The 12,208-nt window shown below is 65.3% G+C and carries 12 protein-coding genes; 5 read left to right on the forward strand and 7 right to left on the reverse strand.

Annotated features, from left to right (window positions below):
• Positions 1-114: 114 nt before the first annotated feature.
• Positions 115-999: a branched-chain amino acid aminotransferase gene (locus LRX75_RS18355; protein WP_231816114.1), complete on the reverse strand. Its 885-nt coding sequence runs from the start codon at positions 997-999 to the stop codon at positions 115-117.
• 258 nt (positions 1,000-1,257) lie between these two features.
• Here LRX75_RS18355 and LRX75_RS18360 point away from each other — a divergent pair, with 258 nt between their 5' ends.
• From LRX75_RS18360 to LRX75_RS18380, 5 genes are all read left to right on the forward strand, one after another.
• Positions 1,258-2,298: a zinc-dependent alcohol dehydrogenase family protein gene (locus tag LRX75_RS18360; protein WP_231816115.1), complete on the forward strand. Its 1,041-nt coding sequence runs from the start codon at positions 1,258-1,260 to the stop codon at positions 2,296-2,298.
• Between the two features lie 266 nt (positions 2,299-2,564).
• Complete coding sequence (locus LRX75_RS18365; protein ID WP_231816116.1) at positions 2,565-3,128, forward strand: phosphatase; 564 nt, start codon at positions 2,565-2,567, stop codon at positions 3,126-3,128.
• A 16-nt stretch (positions 3,129-3,144) separates the two neighbouring features.
• Positions 3,145-3,918 (forward strand): trans-aconitate 2-methyltransferase, encoded by a 774-nt coding sequence (tam, locus tag LRX75_RS18370; RefSeq protein ID WP_231816117.1) that lies wholly within the window; start codon positions 3,145-3,147, stop codon positions 3,916-3,918.
• 233 nt (positions 3,919-4,151) lie between these two features.
• A complete protein-coding gene (locus tag LRX75_RS18375; protein WP_231816118.1) occupies positions 4,152-4,553 on the forward strand; it encodes a response regulator in 402 nt (133 codons plus the stop codon).
• Positions 4,554-4,693: 140 nt separating this feature from the next.
• Positions 4,694-4,912: a hypothetical protein gene (locus LRX75_RS18380; RefSeq protein WP_231816119.1), complete on the forward strand. Its 219-nt coding sequence runs from the start codon at positions 4,694-4,696 to the stop codon at positions 4,910-4,912.
• 454 nt (positions 4,913-5,366) lie between these two features.
• Here the strand turns inward: LRX75_RS18380 and LRX75_RS18385 are convergent, their stop codons facing one another.
• The 6 genes from LRX75_RS18385 to LRX75_RS18410 all read right to left on the reverse strand — a co-directional run bounded on the left by LRX75_RS18385 (position 5,367) and on the right by LRX75_RS18410 (position 12,148).
• The gene (locus LRX75_RS18385; RefSeq protein WP_231816158.1) at positions 5,367-5,849 is read right to left on the reverse strand and encodes a GNAT family N-acetyltransferase; all 483 of its coding nucleotides are present in this window, start codon (positions 5,847-5,849) and stop codon (positions 5,367-5,369) included.
• Positions 5,850-6,134: 285 nt separating this feature from the next.
• Positions 6,135-6,587: a MerR family transcriptional regulator gene (locus tag LRX75_RS18390; RefSeq protein WP_231816120.1), complete on the reverse strand. Its 453-nt coding sequence runs from the start codon at positions 6,585-6,587 to the stop codon at positions 6,135-6,137.
• Between the two features lie 78 nt (positions 6,588-6,665).
• Positions 6,666-8,003, reverse strand: coding sequence for an MFS transporter (locus LRX75_RS18395; RefSeq protein ID WP_231816121.1), 1,338 nt, complete (start codon positions 8,001-8,003; stop codon positions 6,666-6,668).
• Positions 8,004-8,476: 473 nt separating this feature from the next.
• Positions 8,477-10,801, reverse strand: a complete 2,325-nt coding sequence (locus tag LRX75_RS18400) for a glucose/quinate/shikimate family membrane-bound PQQ-dependent dehydrogenase (RefSeq protein ID WP_231816122.1) — start codon at positions 10,799-10,801, stop codon at positions 8,477-8,479.
• 367 nt (positions 10,802-11,168) lie between these two features.
• Positions 11,169-11,810, reverse strand: a complete 642-nt coding sequence (locus tag LRX75_RS18405; RefSeq protein ID WP_231816123.1) for a hypothetical protein — start codon at positions 11,808-11,810, stop codon at positions 11,169-11,171.
• Positions 11,807-12,148, reverse strand: coding sequence for a type II toxin-antitoxin system Phd/YefM family antitoxin (locus tag LRX75_RS18410; protein WP_231816124.1), 342 nt, complete (start codon positions 12,146-12,148; stop codon positions 11,807-11,809). The genes LRX75_RS18405 and LRX75_RS18410 overlap by 4 nt, the downstream gene beginning before the upstream one ends.
• Positions 12,149-12,208: the final 60 nt, after the last annotated feature.

A 12,208-nucleotide genomic window follows, 5' to 3' on the forward strand; every position in this document is an offset into this window, starting at 1 on the left:
ACCTTCAAGAAACAAGCGAGCGCTCGCCCCAAGTCCCTTCGCCCCGCTTGGCGGGGAGAAGGTCCCGGCAGGGGGATGAGGGGCGGGCTTCCAGGCTAAACGCGACGCGCGACCTCAGAAATCCGACCCATTCCCATGCGCCCAGTCCATGTAGACCTCCAGCGCCTTCTTGGCCACGGGGCCTTCCTGCAGGTGGCGGTCGTCGAGCCGGATGACGGGGACGATCTTGGAGTAGTTGCCGGAGGTGAAGATCTCGTCGGCGGACAGGAAGTCCTCGACCGTCAGCGTGGTTTCCCGGACGTCGAGGCCGGCGCGGCGCAGAAGGTGGAGGATGCGGGCACGGGTGATGCCGGCGAGGAAGGTGCCGTTGGCGAGCGGGGTGAAGACGACGCCGTCCTTGACCATGAAGATATTGGACGAGGCGGTTTCCGCGACGTTGCCGTTCATGTCCTTCGCCAGCGCATTGTCGAAGCCGCGGGCGCGGGCCTCCAGGATCATGCGGCCGGAATTGGGGTAGAGGCTGCCGGTTTTCGCCGTGGTCACCGCGACCTCCGGGCTCGGGCGGCGATAGGGCGAGACGGTGAGCGAGGAGGGCTGCGCCGTGTTCATCGGCGCCTCGAACAGGCAGAGCGCGAAGCGCGTGGAGGCGGGATCGGCAGCGACGACGGAGCCCGGCATGCCGTGTTCGGCCCAGTACATCGGCTTGATGTAGATCGCGGTCTGCCCGTCGAACTTCTTCACGCCCTCCCAGGCGAGGCCCTCGATATCCCCGGCCGCCACGACCGGATCGAGGCCGAGCGCCAGAGCCGAGCGGTTGACGCGCTGGCAGTGGAGGTCGAGATCCGGCGCGATGCCGTCGAACCAGCGGGCGCCGTCGAACACGGTGGTGCCGAGCCACATGGCGTGCGAGGTCGGGCCGATCAGCGGCGGATTGCCCGTCACCCATTCGCCATCGACGAAGGTCCAGGTGGTGCTGCGCGGTGACGTGTCGACGGCCATGATGCTTTCCTCGTTCTCGTTCTCGGATGGCGCGCCGGATCTGTCGGTCGGCGCGCACAGGATCGATCCGGCTTGTCGCATAGCCTGAAAACGGAGAACAGGGGTGAATGGATCGATCAATACTTCTGATCGACCGGACGTCGGGGCTTTTCCGGCCCATGCTGTTTGCGCTAGAGCGCGTCGAATCGCACAAACACTCTACCTCCTCCTCGTTTCAGGCGACGCCGGAACGCCCATCCAGACCTCGCGGAGACCACCATGCGCGCCATGTATTTCGACACGTTCGGCAAGACGCCGGAGATCCGCGACGTGCCCGACGCGACACCGGCCGATGGCGGCGTGGTGGTGAAGGTGGAGGCGACCGGGCTCTGCCGGAGCGACTGGCACGGCTGGATGGGCCATGACGCCGATATCCGCCTGCCGCACGTGCCCGGCCACGAGCTGGCGGGAACGGTGGTGGCCACGGGCCGCGGCGTGATGCGCTACAAGACGGGCGACCGCGTGACGGTGCCGTTCGTTTCCGGCTGCGGCCGCTGCCCGGAGTGCCATTCGGGCAACCAGCAGGTCTGCCCCAACCAGTTCCAGCCGGGCTTCACCCATTGGGGCTCGTTTGCCGAATATGTCGCGATCGACTTTGCCGACGAGAACCTCGTGCTCCTGCCCGATACGATCGATGCGGCGACGGCGGCGAGCCTCGGCTGCCGCTTTGCCACCGCTTTCCGGGCGATCGTCGATCAGGGCCGGGTGCGCGGCGGCGAGTGGGTGGCCGTGCATGGCGCGGGCGGCGTCGGGCTGTCGGCCGTCATGATTGCGTCCGCCATGGGCGCGAACGTGATCGCGATCGACATTGCCGACACCAAGCTGTCCTTCGCCCGCGAGATCGGCGCGGTCCAGACCATCAACGCCACGCAGACGGGCGACGTCGCCGAGGCCGTGCGCGAGATCACCGGCGGCGGCGCGCATCTTTCGATCGACGCGCTCGGCTCGCCCGTCACCTGCTTCAACTCCATCCGCAACCTGCGCCGGCGCGGCCGGCATGTGCAGGTGGGGCTGATGCTCGGCGACCACGCCGCCCCGCAGATCCCCATGGCGCAGGTCATCGGCCACGAGCTGGAGATCTATGGCAGCCACGGCATGCAGGCCTGGCGCTACGAGGCGATGCTGGCGCTGGTGGCATCGGGCAAGCTCAGCCCCCAGAAGCTGATCGGCCGGCATCTGTCGCTGGACGAGGCCGTGCCCGCGCTGACCACCATGGACACCGCCACCGACCTCGGCATCAGCGTCATCACGACGTTCTGACGGACGTCCCGTTCCCCCGAACCGGGGGCGTGACTGTCCCGCCTCTCCTGCGTCATCCCGGGATCGAGCCCGCCCAGGCCCCTCATCTGAAAGGCGTTTTTCGCCCTGACGGACGTGCGGTCGCGGGTTGCGCATCCCGTGCGGGATGGCGGAGACGGGTGCCGCCCCGCCTGTCGTTGCCCTGTTTCCGACGGGAACACTTTGCTCGATCCAGCTTCGGCTGATAAATTCGCGCGCGGGGCAGACAGAGAATCACGAGGTGGAGCATGGCACGCGCAGCGCAGAAGCCGGAGGAGGACGTCCTGTTTTCGCCGGTGCTGCTTCCCAATCCCGGCCATAGCCATGGCTGGCCGCTGGCCCTGATGGTCAGCTCGCAGACCGAGGCGCGGCACAATCGCGCGGCCTGGGCACCGACCCATCTCATCTCCATCCGCGCGCCGGACACCAAGCTTCTGTCGATGATCGACCTGCCGGAGGACAGGCACCTGCAGCTGATCTTCGGCGACACGATGGACCCGGAAGAGCGTGATGCGGCCCGGCCGCAGGCCATCGCGCAGGCCTTCGCCTTCATCGACGGCCTGCCCGGCGATGCGCGGCTGCTCGTCCACTGCCTGCGCGGCATCGGCCGCTCGACAGCGCTGACGCTCGGCATTTTGGCGCGCTACATGGACCCCGAAGCCGCCGCCGCCGCGCTGCATGCCTTGCGGCCGGATGCCAAGCCGAACCGGCATGTCGTCGGCCTCTGCGATTCGGCCCTCGGGCTGAAAGGCAAGCTGGCCAAACAGGCGCTGCGCTTTCCGGCCAAGGTGTGGAAGCCGGCCAAGGGGTGAGCGCGAAGGAATAGATATGGCCTGGTCGGCGGCGCAATACATCAAATTCGAGGACGAGCGGACGCGGCCGGCGCGCGATCTTTTGGCGCAGGTGCCGGACCTGCCGCAAGGCCCGCTCTTCGACCTCGGCTGCGGACCGGCCAATTCGACCGAGCTGGTGGCCGCACGCTTTGCCGGGGCGCCGCTGACGGGCATCGACAGCGATGCGGACATGCTGGCTGCGGCAAGGCGGCGCCTGCCCGGCATTCCCTTCGTTCAGGGCGATCTTGCCGCGTGGCGCCCGAGCGATGCGCCGGCGCTGCTCTTTGCCAATGCCGTTCTGCAGTGGATGCCCGACCCGGCGACGAGCATCGTCCGCCTCGCCGGCATGCTGGCGCCCGGCGGCGTGCTGGCGGTGCAGATGCCGGACAATCTGACCGAGCCGACGCACCGGGCCATGCGCGAAATCGCCGCCGACCCGGCCTTTGCCGAAGCCTATGGCACAGCAGGCCTGCCCGACCGCAACAGCCTTCCCGCACCCGGCCGGCTGGTCGATCTCCTCTCGCCGCTCTGCGCCCGTGTCGATGTGTGGCACACCATCTATTATCACCGGCTGGACGGTGCCGAGGCGATCGTCGAATGGGTCAAGGGCACGGGTCTGCGCCCCTATCTCGCGCCGCTGTCCGACGATCTCCGGCAGAGCTTTCTCGCCCGCTATCTCGAACGCATCCGCGCCGAATACCCGCCGCTTGCCGACGGGCGGGTGCTGTTGCGCTTCCCCAGGTTGTTTCTGGTGGCTATACGCACTTGAGAAGCGGCTGTATGATGCAGAAACGCGGACGGCGGCTGCCCTCATACAGAGCCGGACGGGAAAAAGACCGCCGGAACGTTAAACCGCTTGCTTGCCCTGCCGGGCCGCTTCACAACAGAACAGCCCATGTCATCCACAACGCATCCTGATCCATGACCGCATGTCTCGCCTTCCACCTGTCTCCGCACGGCGCCCCGGCTCCGGTCGCGGATCTGCGTCGGGGAGGCTGAGGCATGGGACAGTCCAGGGACCCGGCATCTCCCTCCGTGGTGCTGGTGGTGGAGGATGAGCCGCTGCTGCGGATGATGGCGGTGGACCTGATCGAGGAGGCCGGCTTCACGGTGGTGGAGGCCAGCAGTGCCGACGAGGCCGTGCATCTTCTGGAAACGCGGCTCGACATCCGCATCGTCTTCACCGACATCGACATGCCCGGCAGCATGGACGGGCTGAAGCTCGCCGCCGCCATCCGCGACCGATGGCCGCCGATCGAGATCATCATCACCTCCGGCGCCGTCACCAATGCCGCAGCCCAGCTGCCGGACCGGGCCGTCTTCTTCCCCAAGCCCTACGACCACAGCCGGCTGATCACGACGCTGCAGGGTTTTGCGAACCTGCCGTCGCTGCCGGGGCTCTAACGGGCAAGCGCTGTCGGGACAGCCGGCCGGACATCGTTTCCAAATGTGCGAAAAATCCCATAAGATCGGACAAAGGTCGGATGCGATGCCGCGCGCAACACGGCGTGAGGCGTTTTAGGACACAACCGGAGATGCAGATCATGTCCACACGTCAGATATGGCTTTCGATCGTGCTGTGGGCAACATCGGCTATCGCCTTCAGCATTGGCGTGTCGTTGCTGCTGAACGTGCTGGATCCGACGCTGAATATGGCGTTGCGTGGCCTTGCTGCGCTTCTGTCCGTCAATTTCATATACATGGTCCGCGCTGGTTTGCGCAGACGCGGACGGGCTATCGCCTCCTACGCTCAACATAAGTGATAAGGGCAGGCTCCCTTGCCGAACAGGGCCATATTCTTCCCCCAGCTTCACGACGCCCGGCTGATCACGGCGCCGCAGGGATTTGCGGACCTGCCGTCGCTGCCGGGGCTGTAACGGGCAAGCCCTGCCCGGACGGCCGGCTGGACCGCCGACACTTGTCCGCAGTTCCGGCTCGTCCCACACCTTTATCTTCGGGCTTTGTTCCGAGGAACTGGGGCGTAGAAGATCTTTGAGGCCTCATTGCTGCGCGTCACAGCCTTACGAATTGGCAAACTGAACAGGCGCCGTCCGAAATCCTGCCGGGGTCCGCTTGCATCTTGACCGAAACGCGCGCCGCCGAGGGCATGGACAAGGTCTTGGTGCGGAAGACCTTCATCCTCGGCCATGATGTCGTGGAGGCCGCCCCTCCGGACCGTGACGGCCGCGCAGGGGCCGGAAAAGGAAGGGGCCATCCCTACCGCAAGGCCTGCACATACCGCATCCCCGTCACCGGGCCGGGCGTGAAGTCCTGCTGCTCGTAGAACCGGTGGGCCTTGAGGTTGCCGGTGGCGGCGCTGACGGAGAGGTAGGTGCAACCGGCGCGGCGGGCTTCCTCGCGGGCCTTGGCCACCAGATGGCGGCCGATACCGGTGCCGCGATGCGCGTCGCGCACGAACAGATGGTGCAGGTCCATGCCGCGCACGCCGAGCTGCGCCCTGTAGAGCGGCACGAGAATGGCGTAGCCGATCAGCGCGCCGGCGGCTTCGGCCACGAGCGCCGAGATCCACGGCACGGGGCCGAAGAGGTCGCGCTCCAGCGTGTCCGCATCGAGCGGCGCGACGTCGCCGTGATGGGCGGCAAGCTCGGTGATCATCTCGCAGAGCGTGGCGATATCGCTCGCCCGCGCGGAGCGGATCGTCACCAGCGGTGCCCGGCTGGGGGCAGTGGCGGGCGGCATGTCCAGCCCTTCGGGCAAAGCAGGCGGGCGGGTGGCCGGGGGAGAAGACAAGGTGGGCATCGTGGTTTCCTGAAGCTGATCCGCCCCAGGCACCGTTGAAAACAAAAGCCGCCTGGCGGCGGCTTGTTGAACGTGATCAGACAGCCGCATCTATGAATGCAGCGTAAAATACCAGCGGGCACGGGTTGCGGTCGTGATCATGACGTATGCATGATCTTTTTTCAGACGCATGTCAACCGGCCGGCCGGCGCCCGGTCCCGGCGATCACGCGCCCGATCAGGGCGATCACGTCCGCCCCGGCACCAGCCGGTCCTCCAGCGGCTGCGCATGGTCGCCGTCGCACAGCCCATGGTCGGACAGCGCGCGGATGACATAGCAATCCTCCACCGTATGGCCGGCGCAGTGGGAGACGATCCGCTCCAGCTCGTGCTCCAGCCGCTGCAGCTGGGCGATCTTCGCCCGCACGGCGGAGAGGTGCTCGACGGCGATCGCATCCGCCCGGGCGCAGGGCTTCTCCGGGTGGTCGCTGAGGTCGATCAGGTCGCGGATCGCCTCGATCGACAGGCCGAGATCGCGGCCGTGGCGGATGAAGGCGAGACGGTCGAGCGCTTGGCGCTCATAGCGCCGCTGGTTGCCCTCCGTCCGCTCCGCCGGCACGATCAGCCCCGCCTGCTCGTAATAGCGAATGGTGGGCACCTTCACCCCGGTGCGCCGCGACAGATCGCCGATCGAATACATAAGGCCGTTCTCCGCGCGGCAAAGGAAGGCCGCTCGCCAAAAGAGATAGGCGCGCGGCGGCGGGCTTTCCAGCCCGACCTAATCCTCTTGGATCTGGCTGTTGTGGCGCGTGTCGCGCATCCGGACATAGACGATCAACGACAGGGCGATCATGATCGTGACATACCAGAAGAACCAATTTTCATGTCCCATCTGCTTGAACTTCAGCGCGACGAACTCGGCCGTCCCGCCGAAGATCGTGTTGGCCAGCGCATAGGGCAGGGCAACGCCCAGGGCACGGATATGGGCGGGAAACAGCTCGGCCTTCACCACGGCATTGATCGACGTATAGCCCGTGACGATCAGCAGCCCGGCCATGACAAGGAAGAAGGCGGTCGTCGCATCCTGAGTGCCGGACAGTGCGGAAAAGATGGGATAGGTGAAGAGCGTGCCGAGAATGCCGAAACCGACCATCAGCGGCTTGCGCCCGATCCTATCGGAAAGGAGGCCCGCCAACGGCTGGCACAACATGAAGACGAACAGCGCCGCCGTGGTGATCTCGGTCGCGCTCTCCTTGCTGAAGCCCGATGTGTTGACGAGGAACTTCTGCAGATAGGTCGTATAGGCATAGAAGGCGAGCGTACCGCCGGCCGTCAATGCCAGCACCATCAGCGCCTCGCGCGGATAATGCTTGAACAGCGCGAAACCGCTGGATTTCGGTGGGGCTTCGTCCGTCGTGCCTGCCTGGGCGGCATTGTGGAAAGACTGCGTCTCGGCAAGGCCGCGGCGAATGTAGAACACGGCGATCGCCAGCACGCCGCCGATGAAGAAGGGAATACGCCAGCCCCAGGCGGAAAGTTCTTCCGGCGACAGAAGCCGCTGCAGGACCAGCAGCACCATCAGGGCAACGAGCTGCCCCGAGATCAACGTGACGTACTGGAAGCTGGAGAAGAAGCCGCGCCGGTTGCGCCCCGCCATTTCGGACAGATAGGTCGCGCTCGCACCATACTCGCCGCCGACGCTGATGCCCTGCAGCAGCCGGGCCAAGACGAGCAGCGCTGGCGCCGCAATGCCGATCGTCGCGTAGCCGGGCGTGACCGCAATCATCAGCGACCCCAGGCACATCAGCGTCACCGACAGCGTCAGCCCCGCCTTGCGCCCCTTCCGGTCGGCATAGATGCCCATGAACCATGCGCCGATGGGCCGCATGAGAAACCCCACGGCGAACACGGCGGCCGCGCTCAAAAGCTCGGCGGTCTGGTTTCCGGAGGGGAAGAACACCGGCGCGAAATAGAGGGTGAAAGCGGAATAGACATACCAGTCGTACCACTCGACAAGATTGCCCGCCGAACCCCCGATGATGGATTTGAGGCGCGTGCGCTGGTCGGGTGCGGTGAGCGACGTTCGGGGGAGCGATGCGTGTGGGGAAGTGGTCATGAAAGCGTCCGTTGATTGCGTCCGAGACCTTGTCCGCCAACGATCGTTTGCTGGGGAAGGCTTCGACTCGTCGTTCGTCCTGCACGGTCCGATGGCAAGGCGCGCATGCTTTCCGGAACGGGCACGGTTCTCTGTCGGCCTCTCGGTGTCTGGCGGGAAACGTCCGCGTCGGCACCGATCCTGTGAGGCCCACGGTTGTGATGCGCCGGGACGGGCCGAAGATTTGTCCCCGGTCCGATCGGCAAGCGATCCGCCGGTGTTCGGCGGCTGGCGAGCGAACGGCCCACGCGGATGACGTCGATCGTCCGATCCCGAGCGGTCGAACGCCAGATCAGGCGGGGCGTCCGGTCGTCTCGCCTCAGACATATCCCCAGCCGGGCGTGGCTGCAACCTTTCGGCCATCGTGCCCCACCCCACGAAAAAGCCCGGCGCGCTCCCGCGGCCGGGCTTTTTCGTCTCGCGCTACGCCACCCTCACTTCGGCAGCGTATAGGCGATGATGTAGTCGCCCGGCTTGGTGCCGACCGAGCCGTGGCCGCCGGCGACGATGACGACGTATTGGGTGCCGTCATCCGTGCTGTAGGTCATGGGGGTGGACTGGCCGCCGGCGGGGAGGCGACCGCGCCAGAGTTCGCGGCCGGTCGTCAGGTCATAGGCGCGCAGATAGTTGTCGACGGCGGCACCGAGGAAGGCGACGCCGCCCTTGGTGATCATCGGGCCGCCGATGCCGGGCACGCCGACCTTGAAGGGCAGGGGCAGCGGCGTCATGTCGTAGACGGTGCCGTTGCGATGCTTGTAGGCGATCGCGCCGGTCTTCAGGTCCACGCCGGTGACATAGCCCCAGGGCGGCGCCTGGCAGGGAATGCCGAGCGGCCCGAGGAACGGCCCCATCAGCACGCCATAGGGTGCGCCGTCATTGCGGTTCAGGCCCTGTTCGCTGCCCTTCTGGTCCTGTCCCTTCGGCGGGATCTGGTCGCGCGGCACGAGCTGCGAGGTGAAGGCGAGGTAGGTCGGCATGCCGAACATCAGCTGCTTTTCCGGATCGACCGCGACGGAGCCCCAGTTGAAGGTACCGAAATTGCCGGGATAGATCAGCGAGCCCTCGAGCGACGGCGGGGTGTAGCGTCCGTCATATTTCAGCCGCTCGAAGGCGATGCGGCAGGCCAGCTGGTCGAACATGCTGACGCCCCACATGTTCTTGTCCGTCAGCGGCGGCGGCGAGAAGGTGAGATCGGAGATCGGCTGCGTCGGCGAGGTGAAATCCTCCGGAATGGCGCCGGTCGGCGCCGGGATTTCCTTCACGGGGATGATCGGCTCGCCGGTGCGCCGGTCGAGCACATAGAGATCGCCCTGCTTGGTCGGGCCGACAAGCGCCGGGCGGCCGTCGATGTCGAGCAGCACGGGCTGGGCGGGCACGTCCATGTCCCAGAGGTCGTGGTGCACGGTCTGGCGAACCCAGCGCAGCTGCCCCGAATTGATGTCGAGCGCGACGATGGAGGAGGAGAATTTCTCCACATTCTCGCTGCGGCCCATGCCCAGCTGGTCGGGCACCTGGTTGCCGAGCGGGATATAGACGAGGCCGAGGGCTTCGTCATAGGAGAACACCGACCAGCTGTTGGGCGAATTGGTCGTGTAGGTCTGGCCTTCCGGAAGCGGCGTGGTCACGTCCGGATTGCCGCTGTCCCAGTTCCACACGAGCGCGCCGGTGTTGACGTCGAAGGCGCGGATGACGCCCGACTGCGACTGCGTCGAGTAGTTGTCGTTGACGGCGCCGCCGATGATGATCTTGTTGCCGGTGATGACGGGCGGCGAGGTGGAGTAGTAGTAGCCGGCCGGCTGGTAGCGCATGCCCTGTTCCAGGCGCAGCGTTCCCTGCTCGGCAAAGCCGGTGCAGACCTGGCCGGTCTGCGCGTCGAGCGCGATCAGGCGGGCATCCGAGGTCGGTAGGTAGACGCGGGTGGCGCAGGCGCTTCCCGGTGCGGCCGCCGCATCCGCGTAGTAGGTGACGCCGCGGCAGGTCTGGTGCTGCCGGTCGGCATTCATGCCGGAATTGCTGTCGAACTTCCACTTTTCCTTGCCGGTGGCGGCATCGATGGCGATCGCCCAGTTGTGCGGCGTGCAGACGTAGAGCGTGTCGCCGATCTTGAGCGGCGTGACCTGATAGGTGGTCTCGCCCACATCCTCCGGCAGCTTCACGTCGCCGGTCTGGTAGCGCCAGGCTTCCTTGAGATCGGAGACATTGGCCGTGGTGATCTGCGTCAGCGGCGAATAACGCTGGCCATATTGCGTGCGGCCATACTGGTGCCACTCGCCATCCGGCACAGTGCCGCCAAGCGCGGGCGTGGCATTGGCGACCGTGGTCGGCAGCGCGCCGGCCATGTCGAGCGGGTCCTGCGTCATCGAATAGAGCGCGACCGCGATGGAGAGCACGACGGCGATGCCGAGCGGCCAGCCGCTGGCGCGGTAGACATGGCCCGTGGGGCTCGTAAAGCCGAGCGGCTTGCGCACCGAGGGCAGGAGCAGCCAGAGCCCGAGCAGGATGACGACGCCGCCACGGGGGCCGAGCTGCCACCAGTCGAAGCCGACCTCCCAGAGCGCCCAGGCGAGCGTGGCGACGATGAACACCGCGTAGACGGTGAGCGCCGACGACCGGTGGCGCGAGAGAAGGATGGCGGTTGCGAGAAAGGCGAGACCCGCCAGCACATAGTACCAGCTGCCGCCGAGAACGGCGAGCCAGGCCCCGAAGCCGGCAAGCCCCAGTCCTATCAGCGCAAAAAGGACAGACGTAAAGATGATCATGGAAGGGACTCCTGGCGCCGCGATGTGCGCCCCGTCAATATCGACATCGAAGCGCCGCGCGTCCCGTCTGACGCGGTGAGGTCGTTCCGACACAGTGCAGATGCCGCATCATCCGCCCCTCGGCCGGTGCCGGTTCGGGAAATGGTGCAGCCGAAGCCGGAAGAAGATCCGGGCCCCGTTATGGCGAAATTAGGGCAGGCCCGTCGCGGGTCAATGCCGCAATGCACAATCGGTGGCGGGAGGGCGCCTGGCTTATGGTTGTGACGGGCGTTGGCGGGTGTTGTGCTGGAGCCGTCTTGTCATCGCAGGTGCGCCTTGACGGAAATGTCCGGAATTCGGGAGCAACTGCCACCACGCCATAAGCCCACTACCGTTTGCGGACGTAAATGGGATCGTCAGATAGCGGAGCAGGAACTCTCGATTTGCCGTGCTCGTTCACGCCAGCGCCGATTTCAATGATGTGCCAAAGGTCGTCCGCATTCTCTATGCCGAGTTTATGTTCCAGCATTGAGATGAACGCCCTTGTTGAAAGAATATCAAGATTGAGATCTTCGTTCTGCCTGAGAGCCGCTCGAGCGCGTCGGTCGTCCACCAACAGGACAACTGCCTCACTGTCTTCGACGAAGGTTTCCGCAACTTTGAGAATGTCAAAAAGGCTGTAGTCGCCGCGATCAGCCCAGTCCGGCTTTAGATCGGGGTGGCCTCCACCCTTCTTCCAGTTTGTCATCGCTTTCGAGTATTCGCGCCCGACAGCGGTTTCCGTCACCGAAATTCTATGTCTGTTCTCGTCAAACCATTCCGCTATCGTTCTCCGTTGCGCCGTCCGCTGATCGTCACCAGGATCCGGATCTCGTGTTGCCTCGATTTCCACCATGTCCGTTATCCAAACGTCTACCCGGGGAGCGAAAAGATAATCCAACGCCTCTCTTCCGGCCATTGAGAGCAGGGAAAGCGGCGAGTTGTCTGGAATGAGAAGGCGCGGCCTACGCGAGATATCGTCATCCATCATCGCATACCCCACCGACTCATAGCGCGATCGATCTCTTGCTCGATCTCATCCGAATGCCGTCCATTCAAAGCATCCTCAGCCATCCGGACACCATAGGAGGGATCGCGCGTATCATAACCAAGCGGATCGACCGGTCGTCTATGGAGCGTCGGTCCGGACTTCCGCACTTCAGGGGGAACCGGTTCCCCCGCAGCGGTCTTCAGTCGGATGAACTCTTCCGCGGACATAACGATTGCCCGAGGCTGTTCCCGGTTGGTAACGAGGACCGCTTCGACATCTGCCGCCTTCAAAACGTCACCCAGATTCTTCTGCAGGTTGATCGAGCGAATAGTCTGCATCACGCACCTCCGGCCAATTTACGTAAATTTACATATTATGCCGTCCAACGCAATTTTTTG

The sequence above is a fragment of the Rhizobium quercicola genome, assembly GCF_021168455.1.
GTDB classification, from domain to species: Bacteria; Pseudomonadota; Alphaproteobacteria; order Rhizobiales; family Rhizobiaceae; genus Ferranicluibacter; species Ferranicluibacter quercicola.